This is a genomic window from Polaribacter sp. L3A8 (assembly GCF_009796785.1).
Taxonomy (GTDB): Bacteria; Bacteroidota; Bacteroidia; order Flavobacteriales; family Flavobacteriaceae; genus Polaribacter.
Window position 1 is genome coordinate 3,861,000 of sequence record NZ_CP047026.1, and the last position, 24,885, is coordinate 3,885,884.

General features: G+C 28.6%; 21 protein-coding genes. 13 read left to right on the forward strand and 8 right to left on the reverse strand.

The genetic code is table 11. The features are described from left to right. The first annotated feature begins 12 nt into the window (after positions 1 to 12). The 6 genes from trpD (at position 13) to trpA (ending at position 5,638) form a co-directional block, all read left to right on the forward strand. Positions 13 to 1,002 carry an anthranilate phosphoribosyltransferase gene (trpD, locus tag GQR92_RS15995; RefSeq protein ID WP_158841274.1) on the forward strand — a complete coding sequence of 330 codons (990 nt, stop codon included), beginning with the start codon at positions 13 to 15 and terminating at the stop codon, positions 1,000 to 1,002. Between the two features lie 196 nt (positions 1,003 to 1,198). Further along, positions 1,199 to 1,987: an indole-3-glycerol phosphate synthase TrpC gene (gene trpC / locus GQR92_RS16000; RefSeq protein WP_158841276.1), complete on the forward strand. Its 789-nt coding sequence runs from the start codon at positions 1,199 to 1,201 to the stop codon at positions 1,985 to 1,987. A gap of 170 nt (positions 1,988 to 2,157) precedes the next feature. Next, positions 2,158 to 2,844 carry a phosphoribosylanthranilate isomerase gene (locus GQR92_RS16005; protein WP_158841278.1) on the forward strand — a complete coding sequence of 229 codons (687 nt, stop codon included), beginning with the start codon at positions 2,158 to 2,160 and terminating at the stop codon, positions 2,842 to 2,844. Positions 2,845 to 2,901: 57 nt separating this feature from the next. Beyond that, positions 2,902 to 4,086, forward strand: coding sequence for a tryptophan synthase subunit beta (gene trpB, locus GQR92_RS16010; protein ID WP_158841280.1), 1,185 nt, complete (start codon positions 2,902 to 2,904; stop codon positions 4,084 to 4,086). Beyond that, a complete protein-coding gene (locus GQR92_RS16015; protein WP_158841282.1) occupies positions 4,086 to 4,877 on the forward strand; it encodes a DUF3050 domain-containing protein in 792 nt (263 codons plus the stop codon). Before trpB ends, GQR92_RS16015 begins: the two co-directional genes overlap by 1 nt. Further along, positions 4,874 to 5,638 (forward strand): tryptophan synthase subunit alpha, encoded by a 765-nt coding sequence (trpA, locus tag GQR92_RS16020; protein ID WP_158841284.1) that lies wholly within the window; start codon positions 4,874 to 4,876, stop codon positions 5,636 to 5,638. Before GQR92_RS16015 ends, trpA begins: the two co-directional genes overlap by 4 nt. Before the next feature lie 77 nt (positions 5,639 to 5,715). Here trpA and GQR92_RS18195 read toward each other — a convergent pair whose 3' ends face one another. Next, positions 5,716 to 6,552, reverse strand: a complete 837-nt coding sequence (locus GQR92_RS18195; RefSeq protein WP_368074165.1) for an FKBP-type peptidyl-prolyl cis-trans isomerase — start codon at positions 6,550 to 6,552, stop codon at positions 5,716 to 5,718. A gap of 112 nt (positions 6,553 to 6,664) precedes the next feature. Between GQR92_RS18195 and GQR92_RS16030 the strand changes: the two genes are divergently transcribed. After that, on the forward strand, positions 6,665 to 6,898 hold the full coding sequence (locus GQR92_RS16030) for a CDGSH iron-sulfur domain-containing protein (RefSeq protein ID WP_158841286.1): 234 nt from the start codon (positions 6,665 to 6,667) through the stop codon (positions 6,896 to 6,898). A gap of 210 nt (positions 6,899 to 7,108) precedes the next feature. Next, positions 7,109 to 9,322 carry an FUSC family protein gene (locus GQR92_RS16035; protein ID WP_158841288.1) on the forward strand — a complete coding sequence of 738 codons (2,214 nt, stop codon included), beginning with the start codon at positions 7,109 to 7,111 and terminating at the stop codon, positions 9,320 to 9,322. A 129-nt stretch (positions 9,323 to 9,451) separates the two neighbouring features. Here GQR92_RS16035 and GQR92_RS16040 read toward each other — a convergent pair whose 3' ends face one another. From GQR92_RS16040 to GQR92_RS16055, 4 genes are all read right to left on the reverse strand, one after another. Beyond that, on the reverse strand, positions 9,452 to 10,192 hold the full coding sequence (locus GQR92_RS16040; protein WP_233269893.1) for a hypothetical protein: 741 nt from the start codon (positions 10,190 to 10,192) through the stop codon (positions 9,452 to 9,454). Continuing rightward, entirely contained in the window at positions 10,182 to 10,859 is a 678-nt protein-coding gene (locus GQR92_RS16045; protein WP_158841290.1) for a hypothetical protein, read from the reverse strand. Before GQR92_RS16045 ends, GQR92_RS16040 begins: the two co-directional genes overlap by 11 nt. A gap of 75 nt (positions 10,860 to 10,934) precedes the next feature. Then, positions 10,935 to 12,701, reverse strand: a complete 1,767-nt coding sequence (locus GQR92_RS16050) for a TonB-dependent receptor (RefSeq protein ID WP_158841291.1) — start codon at positions 12,699 to 12,701, stop codon at positions 10,935 to 10,937. After that, a complete protein-coding gene (locus tag GQR92_RS16055) occupies positions 12,701 to 15,772 on the reverse strand; it encodes a tetratricopeptide repeat protein (RefSeq protein ID WP_158841293.1) in 3,072 nt (1,023 codons plus the stop codon). Before GQR92_RS16055 ends, GQR92_RS16050 begins: the two co-directional genes overlap by 1 nt. Before the next feature lie 160 nt (positions 15,773 to 15,932). Between GQR92_RS16055 and GQR92_RS16060 the strand changes: the two genes are divergently transcribed. Genes GQR92_RS16060 through GQR92_RS16070 form a run of 3 tightly spaced genes read left to right on the forward strand, consistent with a single transcriptional unit; the run spans position 15,933 to position 18,302 of the window. Beyond that, positions 15,933 to 16,619 carry a cell division ATP-binding protein FtsE gene (locus GQR92_RS16060; RefSeq protein WP_158841295.1) on the forward strand — a complete coding sequence of 229 codons (687 nt, stop codon included), beginning with the start codon at positions 15,933 to 15,935 and terminating at the stop codon, positions 16,617 to 16,619. Further along, a complete protein-coding gene (locus tag GQR92_RS16065) occupies positions 16,619 to 17,497 on the forward strand; it encodes a glycosyltransferase family 2 protein (protein WP_158841297.1) in 879 nt (292 codons plus the stop codon). The genes GQR92_RS16060 and GQR92_RS16065 overlap by 1 nt, the downstream gene beginning before the upstream one ends. Beyond that, positions 17,490 to 18,302 carry a 2OG-Fe(II) oxygenase gene (locus GQR92_RS16070; RefSeq protein WP_158841299.1) on the forward strand — a complete coding sequence of 271 codons (813 nt, stop codon included), beginning with the start codon at positions 17,490 to 17,492 and terminating at the stop codon, positions 18,300 to 18,302. Before GQR92_RS16065 ends, GQR92_RS16070 begins: the two co-directional genes overlap by 8 nt. Here GQR92_RS16070 and GQR92_RS16075 read toward each other — a convergent pair whose 3' ends face one another. The 3 genes from GQR92_RS16075 to GQR92_RS16085 form a co-directional block, all read right to left on the reverse strand. Beyond that, positions 18,303 to 19,388 (reverse strand): glycosyltransferase, encoded by a 1,086-nt coding sequence (locus tag GQR92_RS16075; protein WP_158841301.1) that lies wholly within the window; start codon positions 19,386 to 19,388, stop codon positions 18,303 to 18,305. 513 nt (positions 19,389 to 19,901) lie between these two features. Continuing rightward, positions 19,902 to 21,050: an alpha-hydroxy acid oxidase gene (locus tag GQR92_RS16080; RefSeq protein ID WP_158841303.1), complete on the reverse strand. Its 1,149-nt coding sequence runs from the start codon at positions 21,048 to 21,050 to the stop codon at positions 19,902 to 19,904. 64 nt (positions 21,051 to 21,114) lie between these two features. Next, positions 21,115 to 21,345 carry a hypothetical protein gene (locus GQR92_RS16085; RefSeq protein ID WP_158841305.1) on the reverse strand — a complete coding sequence of 77 codons (231 nt, stop codon included), beginning with the start codon at positions 21,343 to 21,345 and terminating at the stop codon, positions 21,115 to 21,117. A 1,016-nt stretch (positions 21,346 to 22,361) separates the two neighbouring features. On the opposite strand from GQR92_RS16085, the gene GQR92_RS16090 reads away from it, so the two are divergent. Together GQR92_RS16090 and GQR92_RS16095 are read left to right on the forward strand one after the other, a co-directional pair. Next, positions 22,362 to 23,600, forward strand: a complete 1,239-nt coding sequence (locus GQR92_RS16090) for a tyrosine-type recombinase/integrase (RefSeq protein WP_158841307.1) — start codon at positions 22,362 to 22,364, stop codon at positions 23,598 to 23,600. A 207-nt stretch (positions 23,601 to 23,807) separates the two neighbouring features. Then, the gene (locus GQR92_RS16095) at positions 23,808 to 24,833 is read left to right on the forward strand and encodes a BT4734/BF3469 family protein (protein WP_158841309.1); all 1,026 of its coding nucleotides are present in this window, start codon (positions 23,808 to 23,810) and stop codon (positions 24,831 to 24,833) included. The last annotated feature ends 52 nt before the right edge of the window (positions 24,834 to 24,885 follow it).

Below are 24,885 nucleotides of genomic sequence, written 5' to 3' on the forward strand. Positions count from 1 at the left end.
CAAGTAAGAATTATGAAAGCAATTTTAAACAAACTATATAATCACGAGAGATTGTCTAAATCTGAAGCAACACAAATCTTAAAAGATATTGCTGCAGAAAAATACAATGACGCACATTTAGCGTCATTTATGACGGTTTTTATGATGCGTCCTATTACAGCTGATGAACTTGCTGGTTTTAGAAATGCCTTAAAAGAATTGTCTATAAAAGTAGATTTATCAGATTATAATACCATAGATATTGTTGGTACTGGTGGCGATGGAAAAGATACATTCAATATATCTACCTTAACTTCTTTTATTGTTGCCGGAACAGGACAAAAAGTAGCAAAACACGGTAATTATTCTGTGTCTTCTCAATCTGGTTCTTCAGATATGTTAGAAAGTTTTGGGTACAATTTCACCAATGACGAAAGTGTTTTAATAGAACATTTAGAGAAAGCAAATATTTGCTTTTTACATGCTCCAAAATTTCATCCAGCAATGAAAGCTGTAAGTCCTACAAGAAAAGCATTGGCTCTAAAAACGTTTTTTAATATGTTAGGCCCTTTGGTAAACCCAAGTTCACCTAAAAACCATATGTTAGGGACTTTTAATTTAGAAATTGCACGTTTGTATAATTACATTTTACAAGAAGAAGATATTAATTATGGTATTATTCACGCGTTAGATGGTTATGATGAAATTTCGTTAACAAGTGGATTTAAGTTCTTCACGAAGAATGGAGAACAAATTATAAATCCAGAAGATTTAGGGCAGAAAAGAATTCAGCAATCAGAAATATTTGGAGGAAATTCTGTTGCAGATGCAGCCAAAATTTTCAAATCTATTTTAGAAGGAAAAGGAACAGAAGCACAAAATAATGTGGTTTTAACAAATGCTGCTTTTGCATTAACTATTGTTGATGAAAATAAAAGTTTTGAAAACGCTTTTGAAGAAGCAAAAAGTTCGCTTTTTGGATTGAAAGCAAAACAAACATTAGAAAAATTAGTAAGTTTATAATTAGAACGTCATTACGAACGAGGTTACGAGTGAAGTAATCTGTTTATAAAAAAAGGTTGCTTCGTTCCTCGCAATGACAGAAGTAAAATAAATAGTAATAAATAAAACGTCATTCCGAATGAAGTATGACTGAAGGAATCTTGTAATTTGAATTAACAGATTGCTTCGTACCTCGCAATGACAGAATATATAAGAAATGACAATTTTAGATAAAATAATAGCATTTAAAAAGAAGGAAATTGCTAAGATAAAAGCAGAAGTTCCTGTTCAGAATTTAGTAAAAAGTCCTAGTTTTGGAAGAACAACTTTTTCATTAAAAAAATCTTTGTTAGAAGTTGGTTCTACAGGAATTATTGCTGAATTTAAACGTCAATCTCCTTCTAAAGGAATTATTAATGACACAGCAACTATTGCAGATGTTACCAATGGATATTTAGATGCAAATGTAGCGGCACAATCTATCTTAACAGATACTTCATTTTTTGGAGGTTCTATGGCAGATTTGATGGAAGCAAGAATCATCAACCAACAAAAACCAATTTTAAGAAAAGATTTTATTGTTGATGGATTTCAAATTGTAGAAGCAAAAGCAATTGGAGCCGATGTAATTTTATTAATTGCTTCTTGTTTAACAGCAACCGAATTAAAAAACTACGGAAACTTAGCAACAGATTTAGGTTTAGAAGTTTTATATGAAATTCATACCCAAGAAGATTTAGATAAAATTAACGATTTAGATAATAAAATTATCGGAATCAATAACAGAAACCTAAATACTTTTGAAGTTGATTTGGAGCATTCTATTAAGTTGGCAGGTCAAATTCCGGATACTTGTTTGAAAGTTTCAGAAAGCGGAATTTCTGATCCAAAAATTATTACAGGATTAAAAGAGTTTGGTTTTCAAGGATTTTTAATTGGAGAAAATTTTATGAAAACGGATAACCCAGGAGAAGCTTGTTTAGATTTTATCAATCAAATTAGATAAAAAAAAAGAGCCCATCCTAACCTTCCCGAAGGGAAGGGACTCTCACTGTTGAGAAATTGATAAAAGACAAAAAAAGAAATATAATTTTGAATAAAAGCGAAGACAACAACACATCGATTCCATTGTTCCCCCCTTCGGGGGAAAGGGGGCTTTTTCTAAAGGTTTGCGGAATGAAATTCACAGAAAATATCCAACAAGTTGCCCATTTGCAACCTGACTATTTGGGCTTTATTTTTTATGAGAAATCAAAAAGAAATTTTGAAGGTATTATTCCAGAGTTTTCAAAATCAATCAAAAAAACGGGTGTTTTTGTAAATGAATATCCAGAGATTGTAATTTCTTTGGTAGAAGAATATAGAATAGACGCTATTCAATTACACGGAGATGAATCTGTTGATTATATAAAAGAATTAAAATGTCAGTTCGAGCGCAGTCGAGAACTAAAGATTGAAGAAAATAAAAGTATCAAAAAGCAAAAAAACAAACACTACATTTCTAAAAATGAAGTTGAGGTTATTAAAGTATTCGGAATTAAAGACGAATTCGATTTTGATGTTTTAAAACCTTATTTAGAAATTGTAGATTTCTTTTTGTTTGACACTAAAGGAAAGGAAAGAGGAGGAAACGGAACAAAATTCGATTGGTCTGTTTTAGAGAAATATCCTTTTGATGTACCTTTCTTTTTAAGTGGAGGAATCGGATTAGATGATGTAGAAGAGGTTCAAAAAATATTGAAATCTAATTTACCAATTTACGCTTTAGATGTAAATAGTAAATTTGAAAGTAAACCAGGAGTTAAGAAAATAGAAGAATTAAAGGAATTTAAAAAGAACGTTATTACGAACGTAGTGAAGTAATCTGCTTATTAATTAAGAGATTGCTTCGTTCCTCGCAATGACAGAATATTATAAAATATGAAATCAAAATTTCACCCAGACAAAAATGGTTATTACGGACAATTTGGAGGCGCATTCATTCCGGAATTGTTATATCCAAATGTAAAAGAATTAGAAGATAATTACATTCAAATATTAGAATCTAAGGAGTTTCAAGAAGAATACAAATCGTTATTAAAAGATTACGTAGGTCGCCCAAGTCCGTTGTATTTGGCAAAACGTTTGTCAGAAAAATATGGCGCTTTTATTTATTTAAAACGAGAAGATTTAAATCATACAGGAGCACATAAAATTAACAATACAATTGGTCAGATTTTGGTTGCCAAGAAATTAGGGAAGACTAAAATTATAGCAGAAACAGGAGCAGGACAACATGGTGTTGCTACTGCTACGGTTTGTGCTTTAATGGGCTTAGAGTGTACCGTTTTTATGGGAGAAAAAGACATTGTTCGTCAAGCACCAAATGTTGCTCGTATGAAAATGTTGGGAGCAAAAGTGGTACCTGCTTTAAGCGGAAGTAGAACTTTAAAAGACGCAACAAACGAAGCAATAAGATATTGGATTCAGCATCCAGAAACCTTTTATTTAATTGGTTCTGTTGTTGGTCCACATCCATATCCAGATATGGTTGCACGTTTACAAGCTGTAATATCCGAAGAAATGAAATGGCAACTAAAAGAGAAAACAGGTAAAGAAAACCCGGATACAATTATTGCTTGTGTTGGAGGAGGTTCTAATGCTGCTGGGGCTTTTTATCACTATATGGATGATGAAGAGGTAGAACTAATCGCAGTAGAAGCTTCTGGTTTAGGAGTGAATTCTGGAGAAAGTGCTGCAACTTCTCAATTAGGAGAAGTAGGGATTATTCATGGTTCTAAAACCATTTTAATGCAAGATGAATACGGGCAAATTGTGGAGCCTTATTCTATTTCTGCTGGGTTAGATTATCCTGGAGTTGGTCCTTTACACGCCTTTTTATATGAAAGTAAAAGAGCCAAGTTTATGGATGCAACGGATAAAGAAGCGTTGGCAGCAGCATATGAATTAACTAGAATAGAAGGAATTATTCCAGCGTTAGAAAGTGCACACGCTTTGGCTGTTTTATCAAAAATTAAGTTTAGAAAAGACCAAGTTGTGGTAGTAAATTTATCGGGTAGAGGAGATAAAGATTTAGAAACGTATATCAATCATTTAGAAGAATAATGAATTCTAAAATAGCATATATAGAAAATGAGTTGGTGTCTTTAAGAGAAGATTTAAAGAACCATCAACTTTATAAAAAGTTAAACTCTATAGAAGATATAAAAACTTTTATGGAAGCACATGTGTATGCAGTTTGGGACTTTATGTCTCTTTTAAAAGCATTACAAATAAATTTAACAACGGTTTCTATTCCTTGGATTCCGAAGAAAAACACCAACTTAGTTCGCTTTATAAACGAAATTACGTTGGCAGAAGAAAGTGATGTTAATAAAGACGGAGTTTTAAAAAGTCATTATGAAATGTATTTAGATGCGATGCAAGAAATGAATGCAGATTGCTCTAAAATAGAAGGTTTTATTAATAAAATTATCAAAGGAAAAGACGTTTTTAAATCTATTGATAATTTAGAGGTGCATAACGCTATAAAGGATTTTGTTTCTTATACTTTTAAGGTTATAGAAACAAATGAAAGTCATAAAATAGCAGCAGCATTTACGTTTGGTAGAGAGGATATTATACCAGATATGTTTATAAAAATTGTAGATGAAACTACCTTAAAAAGTAATAAGAAGTTTGATAATTTTATTTATTATTTAGAAAGACATATTGAGTTAGACGGAGATGAACATGGGCCTTTATCATTACAAATGATTGAAGAATTATGTGGTAATGACGATAAAAAATGGCAAGAAGTTTTAGAAGTAGCCAAAGAGTCTTTGCAAGTAAGAATCAATTTGTGGAGTGCTGTAGAAGAAGAATTAAAAAGTAAAAACGAACCAATTTTAGCATGAAAAAATTAGAAACAATCTTTCAGGAAAAGAAAAATTTATTATCGATTTATTTTACTTGTGGTTATCCTAAATTAGATGATACTACTAAGGTAATTACTGCATTAGAAAAAAGTGGTGTCGATTTTATAGAAGTTGGTTTGCCTTATTCAGATCCTTTAGCAGATGGTCCTACGATACAAGAAAGTAGCCAAAAAGCATTAGAAAACGGTATTAATTTAGATCTTATTTTCGATCAATTAATGACGATTAAAGACACTAATAAAACACCTTTAGTTTTAATGGGGTATTTAAATCAGATGATTAAATATGGTGAGGATAAGTTTTGTCAGAAAGTAGTAGATTGTGGTATAGAAACGGTTATTCTTCCAGATTTACCAATGGTAGAGTTTGAAAATCATTATAAAGCATTGTTTGAAAAATACGGAATTACAAGTGTATTTTTAATTACTCCGCATACATCCGAAGAAAGAATTAGAAAAATAGATGCGTATTCTAAAGCGTTTATTTATGTAGTTGCTTCTGCTTCTATTACCGGTGCAAAAGGCGATATATCTAATCAACAAATTGAATATTTCGAAAGAATTAAAAACATGAACTTGCAAAGTAATTTAATTGTTGGTTTTGGTATTTCTGATAAACAAACTTTTACAACTGCTTGTAAATATGCAAATGGAACCATTATTGGTTCTGCATTTATAAAGAACTTAGGAGAAAATGGTATTGATAAAATTGATGATTTTATTAAACCGATTATTTCATAAATAAAACCTCATACATGTCACAAAAAAAAAAGCGAAACTGATTAAGTTTCGCTTTTTTTTATGAGTTTTAAATTGGGTTAGTTTACACTAATTAATTTTATATCAAAAATTAAAACAGCTCCTCCTGGTATAGCGGCATTTCCAGCATCACCATAGGCTAAATGAGAAGGGATTAAAAGGATTCCTTCTCCTCCTTCTTTAAAAAACTGAATTCCTTCTGTCCAACCAGAAATAACGTTATTTAGGTTTGTGGTAAAACCGTTTGAATTTTCGTCAAAAACACTTCCATTTAATAGGTAACCTTTATAAGCAACAGTAACATTAGCAGTGCTACTTGCTGGTTTATTTCCATCACCTTCTTTGGTTTTTACATAGTATAAGCCAGAATCTGTTTTTGTTGCTACTAAATTATTATCATCAATATATTTTAAAATTGAAGCATCATTTTGAGATTCATAATCAGGATAAGAAGCCTTAAGTTTTATTTCGAAAATTAAAACAGTACCTCCAGGAATTGAACCAGAGCTATTGCCACTTTCTCCAAAAGCTAATTGATAAGGTATTAATAAAGTTGCGTCTCCGCCTTCTTTTAAAAGTTGAACACCTTCTCTTAAGCCGTTAATAACTATGCCTAAATTTAATATAATAGATTCTCTTTCATCATAAATAGTTCCGTCTAACAAATAGGCTTTGTAATCAAGCTCTACAATATCGTTTTCTGTTGGCCTTGTTCCTGTACCTTCATTGTTGATAACATAATATAAGCCAGAATTGGTTTTTGTAGTGGTTAAGTTGTTTGCTTCAATGTATTCTAGGATGTCTGCTTCTGTTTGTGGTTCAAAAGTAGAAGAATCATCACCAGTACAAGAAGTGAAAAGAATTAGTGAGAAAAATAAATATAAGTATGATTTCATTTTATGAATTTAAAAATTATTAGCGAATATAATAGAATTACTAATCATTATATAATTTGAAAATAGAAATTAATCATAAAATTGCCTATATTGATAAACTAAATTAAAAAATATGGAATTACCAAAAAGAGCAGGAAATGCATCTATTGCAGTAGCATTAGAAGAAGGGAAAAATTACGCATGGTGTACTTGTGGATTATCGGAAAAGCAACCACTGTGTGATGGAAAACATAAAGGAACAGGGATGAGTCCGAATGTATTTACTGCAGAAAAAACAGAAACAAAAAACTTATGTGCTTGTAAAGCAACTAAAAACGAACCTTTTTGTGATGGTTCTCATAGATAGAAAAAAATAGCATTTTTGAGAAAATGGGATTGTATTTTAATTTTATGGTATGTTGTTTTTTAATAATATAATCAACAAACTGACCTTCTTTATAAAACCATTTTTCTCTTTAATTGTCAATAAAACCATTCTTTCATTTAGAAGTTAAATTGATAAAATTAATAGATTTACCTAGAAAAAACTGCTTAAATTTGAATATTAATTTTATTCATGATTAAAAATTTAATTAGATATTTTAAAGGGGTGTATTTTGTTAAAGCACTAGTAGTTGCTATTGCGATGGTAATTCCTGTACTAATATCAATTTATTTCTTTGATAGTTTTCATATCGGATTTAGTATTGCTTTAGGTGCTATTTTTTGTGCTCCATCTGATATTTCTGGAAGTTTAAAACATAAGTTTTTTGGCATCGTTGTTTCCATCATTTTAACCTTTGCAATAACATTACTAATAGGCTGTTTTACAAGTTATTTTGTTTTAATTCCGCTGTTAATTATTCTCGTATTTTCAATCTCTTATCTTTCTGTTTTTAGCTTTAGAGCTTCTTTAATTTCATTTGCGGGTTTAATTTCGTTGGTTTTGGCTTTTGCACCACATAGCGCAGAAGTCTCTGTTTTTGAGCATGCCTTATTTATTGCTTTAGGTGGTATTTGGTATTTGTTTTTAACCATTTTAACAGAATTAGTACTCACAAAAGTGCAAATAGAGTATTTGTTTGTTCAATTAATTGAAAAAACGGCTGATTTTGTAAAAATTCGTGGAAAGTTATTGGTTGAGAGTGAAAATAGAACCGCACTTTTAGATGAGAATTTTAAACTTCAAATAACTATTAATGAACTACATGAAACGATAAGGGAAGTTGTTTTAGAGAAAAGATTTAACTCTGGGTTTAGTAATAGAACAAGACGTCAACAGTTAATTTTTTCTAAAATTATTGAGATATATGAATTAGCTATTTCAAATGTGGTAGATTATGATAAGTTTGATGATTTATTTAAAGAGCATCAAGAGAAAGTAGACGAGTTTAAACTATTAATTTTTGAAGTTTCAGAAAGGTTAAACCATATCTCAAAAGTTATTTTAAAAGAAGAAAAACTTACATTTCAAAACAATTTTAAAATTTTACTTAAAAAAATACAAAATCATATAGAAATTTATAAAGTTACTGTTGGTTTGCCAGAATCTAGAGAAGGGGTTATTTTTTTATTAAATTATAAAGCGTATCAAGAAAAGCAAATAGGGAATTTAATGGATATTTTTAGGGTACTAGATAACTACTCTAAAAACGATAAAATTAGGCCTATAAAGGATGCAGAACAGTTTTTGACACCTCAAGATTATGACCTTAAAAAACTAAAAGCAAATTTCACTTTAAAGTCGCCCATATTTAGACATTCGTTAAGATTAACACTTACAATGTTTATTGGTTTAATGATTGGTTATGCTATTGATATGCAACAACCTTATTGGATTTTATTAACCATAGTGGTTATTATGAGGCCAAGTTATGGTTTAACCAAAGAAAGAACAAAGCATAGAGTATTAGGTACATTAATTGGTGCTGCAGTTGGTGTCGGAATCGTTTTTTTAACACAAAATCCAATTATTTACGCTTTAATATCTGTAACATCATTAATTATTGGTTTTTCTTTGGTGAAACAAAATTATAGAAATGGGGCTGCATTTATTACGCTCTATGTTATTTTTATTTATGCCTTAATTAATCCCAATATTTTAACGGTTATAAAGTTTAGAGTTTTTGATACGTTAATTGGATCTTTATTAGCCTATGTTGCTAATTACTTTTTTTGGCCAGCGTGGGAAGCTAAAAGTATTAAAGATTTCTTTTTACATTCTATAGAAAGTTTTTCAAAACTATTAATACAAATAGATTTTTTTTATCATAAAAAAGGCGAAGTCCCTACCGAGTATGCTTTGGCTAGAAAAGAAGCTTTTTTACAAGTAGGAAACTTAAATGCAGCTTACCAAAGATTGGCACAAGAACCAAAATCTAAACAAGAAAATATTGCAACATTTTATGAGTTGATGACTATTTTTAACACCTACTTATCTTCTCTATCCTCATTAGGGATGTATATAAGAACTAATGAAACCGGTAAGGTACCACAACAATTTGAAATTTATGTAAAGCATATTTTATTTCAGTTAGATAAAGCAATTGCTATTTTAAATAATACGGAGTCGAGTAGTAGTTTAGACAGCGAAGAGCTTCGTCTGGCAACAAAAAATTATGAAGATTATTTTCATAATTTATCAGAACAGAGAGATGCCGAAATTGAAAAAGGATTGCCTATTTCTAAAGAAATGAGATCACAATTGCATGAAACACAATTAATTTCTGAACAAGTAAGATGGTTGCTGAGTTTGTCTGAAAGTTTGGTAAAAAACATAAAAAAAGTTTAGTTCTACATTTTGTAAAAGTATTTTTTATGAAAACAGTTAATACTTGTTTTGAAGTTTTTATTTAATTTGAAAATGAATATGATCATCATGCCTTACAGCTCCACAACCATGAAATCTTATTTTAGAATGCTATAACTTTAGTCTAGATTTTAGATGCGGTTCTATAAAAAGTTTACTCACCGCATCATTTTTTAAAATTTGGTTGATGATGTTTTTTGTAGCTTTTTTAGAGAGTTTTAAATCTGTATTAAAGCTACTTAAAGTTAAGTATTTGGTAAAATCATATTGCCAAAAACCTTTTTTCTTACAAATTTTAGTTTGATTGATTTCATATTTTGTTGGTGAAACAAAAATGCCATAGCCACTATTTGATGGTTTTAAGTTTGTTAAGATTCCTTTTTTAGTTTGATAAACAAAAGAAATATCAATTTTTTTTCCATCATTATGGCTCAAATGCGGAAGCAAAGGAAAACCGTTTATAAAAGGGAAGTTTGCATCTAAATAGACCACTTTTATTGTAGGATACTCTTTTTGCATACTTAAAGAAACAGTAGTTAAAACAGCAGCCATTTTAGGAGTAACATAATTTCTGTTAAAGAGCTTTGTTATAAAATTATGTGCTTGTAGCTGTTTATTGTTTTCAATTTGAATACGACCAAATATTGGGGCGACTTTTGGAACTATTAAAAAAGTGCTTGTTAGGTATAAAAAGATAAAAAAAAGCGTTCTTTTTAGTTTGTATTTTGATGATTTTTTAGAAATAATAAGTAAAGAAATTAAATAAATAACACCACCAATTTGAGTTATTACTGTTAAAACAACGGAAATAAAGAGGTGAATAATTCTTTTAATAAAAGATTTAATGAGCATTTAATATTTTTTCTGCTTCAGAAATTACGCTTCTATATTTTCTAGAATTTGCTTTTGTCATTGAAGCTATTTCGCTAGTAATTTCATTTAAAACTTCTTTGGCAGCTGCCTTATTGTTTCTTCTAATTAAAAACTTAGAAAATTCTAACCTTTCATTATAATTAGAATATCTTTTATCAATTTTTTTCAATTGAATTTCAGCTTCCTCAAACCTGCCTTTTTGTTCTAAGGCTAAACCGTAGAAAAAGATGGTTTCTTTAAAGTCCTTTTCTAAATTTATTTTTTGTGAATATTCAATAACTTTATCAAAATTTTTGGTTTCGAAATAACAACGAATCAATTTATTTAAGGTGTAAGGTTCATTCTTAAAATTACTATCTAAAGCTTTTTCATACTGTACAATTGCACTTTTATAATCCTTAATTTCTACATAAGCATCAGCTAAATTAATGTTGTTTTGAAATGTGTTAGAAAAATCTAAAACTTTCTCAAGGTCTTTAATTTTTTTTGTAGGATTGATAATTGTAGTTATTTCCTCCGTGATATTTGTAACATCCTTTTTGTTAATTACTTGTGTTAAAAGATAAATGATACAACCAAGTAACGGAATAAAAAAGATGATAAAATACCAATAGAAATTGTTCTTATTCTTGTAAGCGTGGTACACACAAAAAATTTGAAAAGCGATAATAAAATAGTAATAGAACATAATGTAAATATAATGATGTTTTATTGATGTTCTCTAAAAATCAAACTTGTAAGTAATACCACCTAATACCTGAAAACCTTGTGTGTTGTAATTTGCAAAACGTTGGTAATCTGTGTTTAGAATATTATTAAGTTTTAGAAACGCAGAGAATTTATCATTAAAATGATAACCTCCATTTAGATTTACATCAACAAAAGAAGAAATTGTTTCTATACCTTTAAAACTAGAAGGATAGATGTTGTTATACAACCCATCTTTTCTTTCACTTACATAAAAAATATCCGAAGAAGCAAACCACTTATTTCTTTTGTATTTTGTAGAAATACTTCCTTCAAAAGAAGGCAGGTTCCAAGCTTCTAGTGCGTTTTCTAAAGTGTAATTATTGTAAGCTCCTTGAAGACCAAAAGATAAGTTTTTAGAGTATTCATAAGCTAACTCTGCAAGTATAGCGGTTGTTTTAACATCGTCATAATACACATTAAAAGAGTTTCCGTATTCATATCCGCTTAAAGTATATCCGTTTAAGGAATTACTAGTTCCATTAGACTTTGATACATTTCTTAAAAAGAGAGGTTTGTCTTCTTCGTTTTTATAACTTCCTTTAATATTAAAACTAATATCTCTGTTTACTTTTCCATTAAACCCAACAAATAAATTTGATTTTTCTAATGTTTGAGTGATAAAGAGAGTAGGTGAAACATAAGGATTTTCGTCCGTAAAGTTCTTGTAGGTATTTGTATGTAAATCTCCCGAATAGCCACCATAAATATTTAAATATTTTTCTATTATTGGACCTTCAATAAATAAGTCTGGCAATAAGAAAATATTATTCGATTTGTTTTCTGCATCTAATGATGCTATTATTTTTACACCAGCATTTAAAGAAAAATCTTGGTAGGTTAATTTGTATTCGGGGTTAATTTTAGCAGTAACAGTAAAATAATTAACTTTATCTTTATCCGCATAACTATTTTTAAAATTCCCTTTTAAAAACTCTATTCCTGCTTTTATAGGCATATCATTTAATCCTAAGTTTAAAAAGCGCAATGGAAAAGCAAATTTTGCTTCAAAATTTGCAAGAATTTCATTACTATCATATTGATCTGTAAAGTAGGATACGTCTATTTTTCCATAATCAATATAAGAATCTATAAAATTAAACTCACCAATTAGGTTAAAGTAATTATAGGTTTGTTGTGGTGTAATTAAACTTGTGGTAGCTTCTGTATAGTTACTCTGGTTAGGTAAACCATACCAATTATAAAGATTTCTTTCTGAGTTTAAAGCTACTTTCCAGTCAAAATAACGATCTTGTTGTTTGTAGAAAGTACCAATGTTTAAATTCGAAAAATTACTATTAAGCACAGAACCTCTAACATCATCTAGAGATGCCAAATATTTTGCATTAAAACCAAACTCACTTTCAAAGCGGGTAGCATAATGTAAATTAGCTTCTAAGTAAGGCGTTGTATAATTACCAAAACCAGCGGCTAAATAATTCTGATAAACACGCTCTTTTACACCAACGTCAATTCCTTTTACAACACCACTTTTAGGAATAAAAGTAGAAGCAACAGGAGCAGAGAAAATAGTGTATTCTAGTTTTTTCTTTTCACTGTTTTTAAGCAATTGAATTTTGGGTTGCTTGTTAATTTTTTTAGCATCAGCAATTTTAGGGTTGTATTTTGTAACAATATTTACAACCTCTGTTTTTACGGTGTCTATAGCTTGTTCCTTTTTTTGAGCGTTTAAACTTAAAAAAGCAAAATATATTAGAAATAATGTGAAACCTTTTTTCATTAATTTTTATTCTTTTTAGAGTCTTTTGGTGCTGTAATTTCTTCCTTAATAGGTGTTACAGAATTATTAGTTTTGGCTTCGTTTTCTTTAATCTTTTTTAATTCTTTTTTTGCTTCTTCAGCAATATCTTCAAATTGTGTAAAGTTTTTAATAATGTTTTCTAAAACAAAAGTAGCTTGATACACGTCTTTTAAACCATAATAATTTTTACCCATTATTACATAACTCTTTACAGCCCAATATTTGTAAGAAGAAAAATTAGCAATTAATTCTTGTACAACTTTATTAGAGTCTTCATACTCTTTTTGTATGTTTTTAAAGTAAGCATTGTAATATAAAGCCTCTGCTTTTACTTCGCCAGCTGCTGTTTTTTCTACTTCGGTATAATATTCTTCTGCAGTATAAAAATCTTCATTTTTAAAGGAAGCACGAGCAATAATTATTTTAGCATCGTTTTCTAACTTTGCGTCTAATTTATTTCTTAGTAATATCTTTTTTGCATAATCTACAGCTTGCTCGTAAGAAGCTGTTTCATAATACCCTTTCATTAAATTACTTTGGGCAAATAAAACATTTTCTGTTGTATAAGCTTCTTGTTCTAATCTGTCTAATACTGGTATTGCATTATTAAATTGGTCTTTTTCAAGAAAAATTTGGGCTAATTTAGCTAGAGAATTTTCGCTATATTCATTTTGTTCTTCTTCTAATACATTTTGATAATAAGGAATTGCTTTGTCGAATTCTTTTTCTTTAAACAAAGTGCCTGCTAGGTAGTAATTTGCTTTTAATTTATGAATTCCATCAGGAAAAGAAAGGGTGTATTTAGAAAGTGCTTTTATAACATCATTACTATCTTTAGATTCAAAATACTTTTTCTCTGCCACAGCAAAAGTTGTATTGTCTATATCTGAATCTGTAACATTAATAAATTTTAAATCTGTAATCCAAGTTACATAATCATTTAATTTGCCACTATCTATATAAATATTTCTTGCATTTGCAACGGCTTCAAAAGCATCGGGAGAATTAGGGAATTGACTTGCTGTTTGTTTGAATTTTTCTAAAGCTTTTTGATTTTGATTTTCATTGTAATATAATAAACCTTGTCTCACTAAAGCTTTTGGTATAAACACACTATTTGGGTATTTTTCTAATAATCGATCATAAGCTATATGTGCTTGTTCATTATCTTTTATGATGGTGTAGGTGTTTGCAAGTTGAAATAAAGCATCGTCTTTTAAATTAGAAATTTGATATTCATTTACCACATTCTTTAATGCTTTTATCTTAGCTTGGTTATCTTCTGTAAAACCATAACTCATCCCTATTTGATATTGAGCATAATCTGCTTCAGCACCAAAGGTTTTAACTACATTATTGTAGGTTGTAATTGCATTTTTATAATTTCTAAGTGCAAAGTAAGAATCACCTAAACGGATATAAGCATCATCTTTAATTTCTTTTTCTATAGCGTCTGTTTTTATGAAGTTTTCGAAAGAAACTGCAGCATTGCTATAATCCTTTAACTTAAAATTACTGTAACCTATATTGTAATCAAGTAGCAAGAATTCTTCACTATCAGATTTTAAGTCCTTTTTTAAAGCGGTAAATTTGGTTAATGCTTCTTTTGGTTTTTCTAATCGATATAGGGTTTCTGCTTCCCAATATTTTGCTCTTTCATTTATAGATACGTCCGTAGTTTTTTTACTTTCTACAAAGAAAGGGAGCGCTTCCTCTAGTTCTTGATCATTAAATAACTGAATACCTTTGTACAAAGAAATTTCAGAAATTAAAGAAACATTTTTTACAGATTTCTTTTTCTTTAAAAACGCTAAAGCACCTGTGTAGTCTTGTTGGTGTAAAAAAGAAGAAACTACTAAATCATTAATTTCTTCGTATGCTTTAGATTTTGGATAGGCTTTTAAATAATCTTGTAAAACTTCTGCAACACTTTTAAATGGATTACCAGTTTCATAACTTAACTTGGCATAATTTAAGGCTGCATCTTGTTTAATTGTTGTGTCAAAATCCATTTCAGAAGCCGTTTTAAATGCATTTAAAGCTTCTGTTTTTTTATCTAAATTAAGGTAACATTCTCCTAAATGATAATACGCATTTTGGGCAACAAAGTTTTTTTCATCAATAATTTTATTAAAGTTGCTAATCGCATTTTCAAAATCATTCTGTTTGTAATAAGCAAACCCAAGTTGGTAAAAATCGGTGTTGTTCCATTTTCCTTTTTTACCGGTGTAACCTTTTAAATAAGGAATTGCTTCGCTGTATTTTTCTAGATTAAAATAGCTTTCGCCAATTATTTTAGAAATTTCTGATCTATCTTTTCTCTTAAACGTATCAATAAGTTTTTTACCAACCACAATGCAGCGTTCAAAATTTCCTGCTTGAAAACTAATGTCTAATAAATAATAAGAAATTTCTACTCTATAGGTTTCATTATCAGCAATTTCTTTTAGTGTAGATTCTGCAATTCCGTAGTCTTCTAATTTGTACGCAATGTAGCCGTAATAATATCTAGAGTCATTACCATATTTAGCATCGTTAATTAAAGGAAGAAATTTATCTCTAGCTAAGGGTAAGTTTTTGGCTATTATATAAGCATACCCCATTTTAAAGTTGAGTTCTTTTGTATCTTCTTTAGAAAGATTATCAACATTAACTTTTTGAAACCATTTAAGAGCGTAAGCAGCTTTTTTATTTGCAAAGTAGTAATTAGCAACTGTAAAAAAGGCTTTGTTTTTTTTACTGCTATTTGGGTTGTCTTCTATAAAAGCAAGTATTTTTTTATCTGCTTCTGGCTGGTTTAACCGTATAGCACACATGGCGTCATAATAAGCTGCATCTGCTTTTAGGTTAGAGCCTTTACTGGCCTTTTTAGTAATCTTAACAAAACTAGTTTGTGCTGCAGCGTAAGCTTTGTCATTAAATAATTTTATGGCGTCATTATATTTTGTAAAAATATTAGTGTCTACAATTGTTTGCTGACTATAACCAACAACAGAGACTAGGAAAATGAAAAAAGTTAGCAAACGTTTCTTAAAAAAAACAAACTTCATATAATTATTTTTGATACTTAAAATGGATAACGAACATATTTTTGTTTTGTTTGATAGACAAATAAAAAATGTGAAATATTTTACATCAAAAATAAGAATTGTTTATAATTCATAGTATAAAACCGTTAGAAACTTTTAAGTTTGTAAAAACAAGTTTTTTATGGAAAACCCAGTCTTATTTTTAGAAAACGCAGAGATTTATCAAAGAGAGAATTTGGTATTGTCTAAAGTGAATTTATCGATACAAAAAGGAGAGTTTTACTATTTAATTGGTAAAACCGGAAGCGGAAAAAGTAGTCTGTTGAAAACGTTGTATGGAGATTTAACGTTACAAAAAGGTGCAGGTAGTATTGTAGATTTTGATTTAAAGAAATTAAAAGAAAATGATATCCCTTTTTTACGACGAAAAATAGGAATTGTTTTTCAAGATTTTAAATTGTTAAGCGATAGAAATGTCTTTGGTAATTTAGAGTTTGTTTTAAAAGCTACAGGCTGGAAAGATAAAACTAAGATTAAAGATAAAATTGATGAGGTTTTAGATAAAGTTGGGATGAAGGCGCAAGCTTACAAAAAAACCTATGAACTTTCTGGAGGAGAACAGCAAAGAATAGCCATTGCAAGAGCCTTATTAAATGATCCTGAATTAATTTTAGCAGATGAGCCGACAGGCAATTTAGACCCAAAAACTTCTTTAGAAGTTATGGAGCTTTTAAATGAAATTCATAAAAGTGGAAAAACAATTTTAATGGCAACGCACGATTATCAATTAATTGTAAAATTTAAGCAAAAAACTTTGAAGTGTGAAGGTGGAGAGTTGTTTGAAGTAGCTCAAAAAGCAACTGTATAATGCTTTCTGTACTTATACCAACATATAATTACAATGCTTTTTTTTTGGTAAAAAAAATTCATCAACAATTAATTTTAGAAAACATAGCATTCGAAATTATTTGTTTAGATGATGGTTCTAAGTCGCCTTTAAATGTAAAAAATAAAGAAATAAATAAACTTTCATTTTCTAGCTTTAAAAATCTAGAGCATAATATTGGAAGAAGTGCTATTAGAAACTTGTTAGCCAAAAAAGCAACGTACGATTGGTTGTTATTTTTAGATGTAGATGTTATTCCTGTAAAATCTAATTTTATAAAAAAATATATAAATTGTTTCGCAAAAGATAAAACTGTTTTTTGTGGAGGATTGTTATATGAAGATAAAATAGAAAACGTTAAGTTATTACGTTATAAATATGGTAAAAAACATGAAGAAATTTCTGTAGAAAAACGCATTGAAAATCCAGATAAGTATTTTTTTACCTCTAATTTTTTAATTAAGAAAGAAGCCTTTAATAGGGTAAAATTTGAAGAAAAATTAATCTTATATGGTAGAGAAGATTTATTGTTTTCTTTAGAGTTAATAAATAAAGAGTATAATATTGAACATATAAGTAATGAAGTCTATCATTTAGGTTTAGATAAAAATGATTTGTTTGTTGCTAAAACTAAAGAGGCAATGGAAAACCTTATTTTTATTGATAAACAAAGCTTAATTGATACAACAGAAATGCCTTTGTTAGGTTTGGTTAGAAAAATATCAGCAGTAAAAATGACAAGAATAGTTGGAATGTTTCATCTCTTTTTTGAAAAATTAGCTATTAAAAAATCTTCGGTTTTCTTCTTAAATTGTATGAAAGTAAGTTATATGTGTCATTTAAAATTAAAGCATGAATAGAAATGAAATTGCTCATTTAATTAGCACTAAATTAATTGCTAATAAAGAGGTCTTAAAAACTCAGTTTTTAGAATCTAAAGATACTATTGGTTATTTTTTTATTGATGATTTGTTACCGGAAGAATTAGCGCTAGAAATTCATAATAAATTTCCTACAACAAAGGAAGCTATTAGAAAAAAGAATTTAAGAGAGTTTAAGTATACAGCCTATCAAATGGATAATTATAATGCGCTTTTAGAAGAAGTTATTTATGCATTTCAAGATAAAAAAGTTGTTGCATTAGTTTCTGAAATTTGCCAATTAGAAGAGATTTTTGAAGATAAGCACCTGTATGCTGGCGGATTGTCTTTAATGGAAAAGGATAATTTTTTAAATCCGCATTTAGATAATTCTCATGATAAAGATAGAAATAGATGGCGAGTTTTAAACCTTCTATATTATGTAACACATAATTGGAATACAGAAAATGGAGGTCATTTAGAGATTTGGCCACAAGGATTAAAAAACAAACAAACTACTCTAGAAAGTAAATTTAATAGATTGGTTGTTATGACAACTCATCAAAATTCTTGGCACTCTGTAAGTAAAGTTTTAAAGGATGATGTTAGGTGTTGCGTGTCTAATTATTACTTTTCTGATACCCCTATTTTAGTTTCAGATAGATTTCATATAACAACATTTAGAGGTAGATCTTCCGAAAAAGTGAAAGATATTTTCTTGAGGATAGATAACAGTATGCGTTCTAGTTTACGTAAAATGTTTAAAAAAGGGATTAGAGAAAATCCCCATCAATATAAAAAATAGTTATTTTAAATTATTAAAAATAGCAAGCAGTTTTTTTTCTTGATTTTCCCAAATTAATTCTTTTTTAGCTTTTTTTAGTTCTGCAGAAAAATCTTTTTCTAGTAAAGTTTTAATTTGTGCGGCAAGTTCTTTTGGACTTCTATTTTTAATTACTTCACCTACTTTATAAGCTATTGCAATTCTTTTCATTTCTGGTAAATTAGATACTAAAATGGGAACTTCTGCCTGTATGTAATCAAATATTTTATTAGGTAAGGCAAATCTGTAATTTAAACCTAAATCTTCTTCTACGCTAATACCTAAATTGGCTAAAGGTGTTATTTTTTGTAATTTTTTGGGCGTAAGTTTACCTAAAAAATGTACGTTATTATCTAATTTTAGACTGGTAACTTTTTGTTTTAAGGTATCAGAAATATCTCCATCACCAATAATTATTAAAATTGTATTTTCTAAATATAACATGGTGTCTATCATTAATTCTAGTCCTCTGCCTATATTTAGTGCACCCTGGTATAAAATAATTTTTTGCTTAAAATATTGAAAAGGTAATTTGCCTACTTGTATTTCTTTTTCTGTAGGTAAATTCATAATTGTTGTAAAACCAACATTGTATTTTTTAGTATAAAACTCAGCAATACTTTTACAAACGGTGTAGTTATTTTTAAGTTTAGGTAGTATAAAAGATTCTAGGTTAGTCCAACATTTTTTAACAAAAGGTTTGTGTACTAATTCTGGAATTTCAGGAAATAACTCATGACTGTCGTAAACTATTTTTTTACGTTGTAGAATACTAACTAAATAATTAGGCAATAATGTATCTAAATCATTAGAAAGTAGTATGTCTTTTTTATAGAAAAGTAAAATAAAAAATAAGCGAAAATTATATTCAGCATAAAATAAGAAACCCTTGTTAAATATTAATCGGATTCTTTTTGTGGTATAAGTTCTATTTAATGGAGTGCTATTCTTAAGTTTTCGTCCTATTAAAATAATTTTGAACCCATTTTTTTGTAAAGTACAACAAACTTTATCAACACGTTGATCTGTTGATATATCATTAGTTACAGAAACGATTATTTTTTTCAAAGTTTTTTTACGATATAATACAAAAATAGGCTTTTAATTTATTAAAAGAATAAAAATGAATGTAGGTTCTTTTTTCTAGTGATGACTATTTATTTTTTTAATAAAATAAATGTAAGTTTGTTTAATTGCAATGAGAAAGATTGTTTATAACCAAAACCAACTATAAATTAATCACTCAAAATTATGCCTAAATGTCCCTCATGTAAATCTAGTTTTAGGAAAAGACTCGCTCGTAATTTTATTTTAAAATTAATTCCTAAATCAAAACTTTATAGCTGTTATAGTTGTAAAACTAGGTTTATAAAGATTCCTTACTTTTTTAAAACAATCGTTGTAAAAAGAGTAAAATCAAAAAAAAGTGAACTAGTAACAAATTAAAAATATAAAGCCTCCAAATTTGGAGGCTTTATATTTTTAGATACATATATGTTTTGTTGTTTAGGTAGTTAACCTTCTGCTACAGTTAATGATATCTTTTTCATTTTGATGTTATTTAAGAAACATCCTTAATAATTATTTAATTAAATGCGGTTTAAAAGCCCCTGTTTCTTGACAACAAATTTGCTCCATAACTTGTAGTAATTCTCTTTTCATTAAAGAAATTGTATGATCTCCACCTTGTTTACCTAAAGCTCCTACGCCATACATAAAACTTCTTCCCATAAATGTAAATTCTGCTCCACTAGCCATTGCTCTAGCAATATCTGGACCTCCACGTAAACCAGAATCTACCATTATTTTTGTTTGGTTTCCAAACTTTTTAGCTAAGTTGGTCATAGGGACTATAGAAGATTGTCCTGCGTCTAATTGTCTACCTCCATGATTAGATACAATAATACCATCTACACCTAATTCTATAGCTCTCTGTGTATCTTCTTCACTAACCACTCCTTTAATAACTAATTTACCTTTCCATTGGTCACGAATTGAAGCAATTCTATCTTCATTTAATCTACCAGAAAAAGTTACATCCATAAATTCTCCTAGTTTTTTTAAACTAAGTCCTTTAGGCATATATTTTTCTAATGTTTTAAAACTAGGTTGTCCATGTATTAAAGTTTGCAAAGCCCAATCTGGCTTTCTCATTACCTCAATAATATTCTTAACACTCATGCTTGGTGGCATTGCTAAGCCGTTTCTAACATCACGTGGTCTATACCCAAAAGTAGGCACATCAGCTAAAATAACTAATACATCTGTACCTGCAGCTGCGGCTCTATCTAACAAATCTCGTTTTACAGATTCTTCTGCCGGATGATACAATTGAAACCATGATTTTCCTTCGGTAATTTCTGCTACACGTTCTATACTAGAAGTGGTAACTGTACTTAAAATAAAAGGAACATTATGTTTTTGTGCAGATTTTGCCAAAATTTCTGGAGAATTTGGCCACATTAATCCTTGTAAACCAACAGGAGAAATACCAAAAGGCGCATCATAGGTATGCCCAAATAATTCTGTTTTCATTTCTGATTTCTCAAACTTAGATAAGTATTGAGGCATCAATTCTATTTTTTGTAAATCAGTTCTATTTTTATCTAAATTGATATCTTCATTACATCCTCCATCCAAATATTCGAAAGCAAACTTTGGCATTTTTACCATAGCTCTTTTTCTTAAATCGTCTACCGACGGGTATTTTGGATTAATTGTTAATTCCATATTTTTATTATTTTTATAACTTATAAATTTTATCCATTAGTATCTATTCAGTTAAGTAAATGTTCTATAACCGCATGTAGCAATAAAACAGAAACAAATAAAAGGAAGGATAAAAGAAAAATTTACTCCAGAAAAAGGACTTATTTTCTCCATACCTATCATTGTTCCTTGTAAAAAATGGCATTAAAGCACCACCTACAATTACTATAACTAAACCGGCTGCTCTAAGAGCAGTATCTTTTTTACTTAATACGTCTAATGCAATTCCGTATATTTTAGGAAACATTAATGACATAAATGCTGATGTTGCAATTAATATATAGTCCCGTCATTCCTTCTATTAAAATAACTCCAGATACGGTTAGTATCGCACATAGTGCAAATATCATTAATAATTTTTTAGAATTTATATATTTCATTAAAAAAGTACTTATAAATCGGCTATATAAAAAGATAGACATTGCAATAATGTTATAATTTTGAGCTTCTGCTTTTAGAAATACCTAAATTACCAGCATACCGAATAATAAATAACCAACACATTATTTATGCAGCTACATAAAAAAGTTGTGCTAAAACCCCTTCTTTATACTTACTATTTTTAAATAATTTTTTAAAAGATGATATTGCGCTAGGTTGGGTTTCTGTATTTTTTCTTTTAAGTATTTTATTAAACTAATAAGAATAAACATTGCTATAACTACAAAGCCTAAAATTACATAAGGGGTTCTTATGATTGATAAATTGTGTGTTCTTACAATTGCCTTTTCAATTTCAGAAAGTGTACTAAAAATTATTTCGCCGGTTTCATTTCTTTTATCAGAATCTAAAGCAACTAAAATAAATTTAGAGGCTACAAAATACCAAATAAAGAACCTATTGGGTTAAGTGCCTGAGCCAGATTTAAACGTTGTGTTGCCGTTTTCTCATTTCTCATTGATAATATAAAAAGATTTGCAGTTGTTTTTAAAAATACTAACCCGAGTGTTAAGGTGTTTACATTACAGAAACCGGATGTTACTTAAGAGACTTAGTAGACATGTTAGAAGAAGTGTCTTTCTATAAAATAAACAGTACCTAAAACGGTGTCTTTAAAGAAAAATAAAACCCTATAAATTAATTATTTATAGGGTTAAAAGTGGAGACGCCGAGTATGTTTGATTATGTTTTAAATATTGCTTAAATTGTTGTATGTTTCTGGAAAACAGGTAGTTATACTTGTTTTTTTTATAGTTTGTTATAGAAAGTTTTATAAACAAAATATAACAATTATGTCAACGATTTTGTCAACGTATTTAAAAATTAAAAAAAATGAAACATTCTTTTTTTCTGAGAAACCCAAAAGCTGAAAGCGAAACATTAATTTTATTTTCTTGTAATTTTAGTAAAGAAAGTAAAAGATTAAAGTATTCAACAAAGTTAAGTATTTTACCAACGCAATGGAATTTTAAAACAAATCTACCCAAAAACAAAGGGAAAGGACTATCTCCTAATCGTGTTGATGTTAAAACAAAGATAGATAAGTTTTCAAGTGAATTTCAAACCATTAGCTCACGATGTGATGCAATGGGAATAGAATTTACTTTTGACGAACTAAAAAATCATTTTGATGCTGTTTTTGGTAATGTTAGAAAGCGAAATGATTTTTTTGGAGTGTATGATTTATTTGTGGAAGAAAAGGTTAAAAGAAAGGAATGGTCTCTTTCTACAATTAAGCGCTATCAAAATATTAAAAACTTACTTCTTGAATTTGAAAAAATAAAAAAGTACAAACTTACTTTTCCAAGAATTAATGAAAAATTTTACACGGAATTTATAGATTTTTGTTATGAATACCGTAACCATTATGTAAACACATTTAATCGTAACATTGGATTAGTAAAAACGTTTTTATTTTGGTCTTTAGAAAACGAATATCATTATAACACTAAATTTAAAAAATTCAAAAAGCCGCAAAGAGTTTTAACCAGAGAAGAAGCCATAAATCTTGATGACATTAAGGCTTTATGTTATTTTGATTGTAATGATGAAAAATTAAATAAAGTAAAAGATGCATTCATTTTTCAATGCTTAACAGGTATGAGATATGGAGAAATGAAAAAAGTTAATAAAAGAACGGTTGTAGAAGATAAGTATGTGCTTTTGAAAGAAGAAAAAGACAAATCAAAAGGGGAACGACAAATTCCTTTAATGTCAATTTCATTAGAAATTCTTCTGAAATATGATTATCAACTTCCGCTTATATCTAATCAAAAACAGAATGATTATATAAAAGAAGTTTTAGAAAAAGCAGGCTATACTCACGAGGTAGAATATTCAAGAACAAGGGGAGCGGAACAAAAAACCTTTGTTAAACGTTTTTGTGATAGAATTTCAACCCATACAGCAAGACGTTCTTTTATAACAATTATGAGAAATAAGGGAATTCCTGATAAAACGATAATGAGTATTAGTGGACATAGACATCTTAAGACTTTTAATATGTATCACCAAGTTACTGATAACACTAAAATTGATGCAGTTAAGTCTGTGTTCGAGGATTTTTATTAACATTAACATTGAAATTTGAAATTAGAAAAGATTAATCAGAATTGAAAATAAAGGATGACAAACATTTTTAATAATAGAGTATAAAAACGTACATTTACGAATAGGTTTTTTAATTCGATTTTTTATTATTTTAGTACTTATTTCGTTTATATAATAATCTAAGTATACCTTAAAAAAAATGATACTTTACATAAGAAAAATTACTTTTTGAATTCATTAAATAAAATATTAGAATACAGCATATCCTATCAAGAAGATACTCGGGCTAGATTATCAAAAGAGATTACAATTGAAGAATCTTTAAAGCTAATAAAATCCGAAGTATATAAAGCTAGAATTGAGGATCTAAGAACTCATCTTAAAAACGGAAATAAGACTGAATACGATAAGCAAAAAGTAAAGTTACCAGCAGTAACATTTTGTGCTACATTCGAAAACAAAAGAAGAAAAGAGCATATAAAAAGATATAATTCAATTATTGTAATTGACATTGATAAACTTGAAGAAGAGGAATTAAAAAAAGTTTGGAGCCTTTTGGAAGAAGATCCTTTAATTTTTACTTTTTGGAAATCACCGTCAAATAAGGGGATAAAAGGATTAATATCCATTCAATATAATTTTGAAATAAATATAGGTAATATTGATTTAGCACATAAAAGTGCTTTTAAAAAACTTTCTGACTATTTTAATAATAATTATGCCATTGAATTAGACAAAAGTGGGAGCGATACAACAAGGTTATGTTTTTTTTCTCATGATAATGGATTGGTTTTAAAAGAAAATTTTAAAGCCTTTGAGTTTTTAGAATCTGAATTATTACTTAAGAGTAATGAGCAAAAAGAAAAAATAATAAAAGTAAAAAGTGTTAGTGACAGTGATTTGTTATACAATCCGTTAGATAGAAATAATCAAATTAATAGAAAAACTATAGGTGCAATAATTAAGTTTTTAGAACGTAAAAATTTATCAATTACAACCTCGTTCGATAATTGGTTTAAAGTAGCAATGTCTATCTCTAATTCATTTACTTACGATGTTGGATTGAACTATTTCAAGCGACTTAGTCAAATGGATAAAGAAAAATATGATGAAATTAATTCAACAAATTTTTTATTAAATTGTTATGAATCAAGAAATGGCTCAATAAAATTTAATTCAATAATTTATTTAGCAAACCAAAAAGGATATTTAACTAAACAACAAAAGAAAAAAGGTTCCGAGGCGGAAGGGTGACCTCTCGTAAGTATCATCCTCCATTATCAACGTTGATTTAGTCATCAACGGA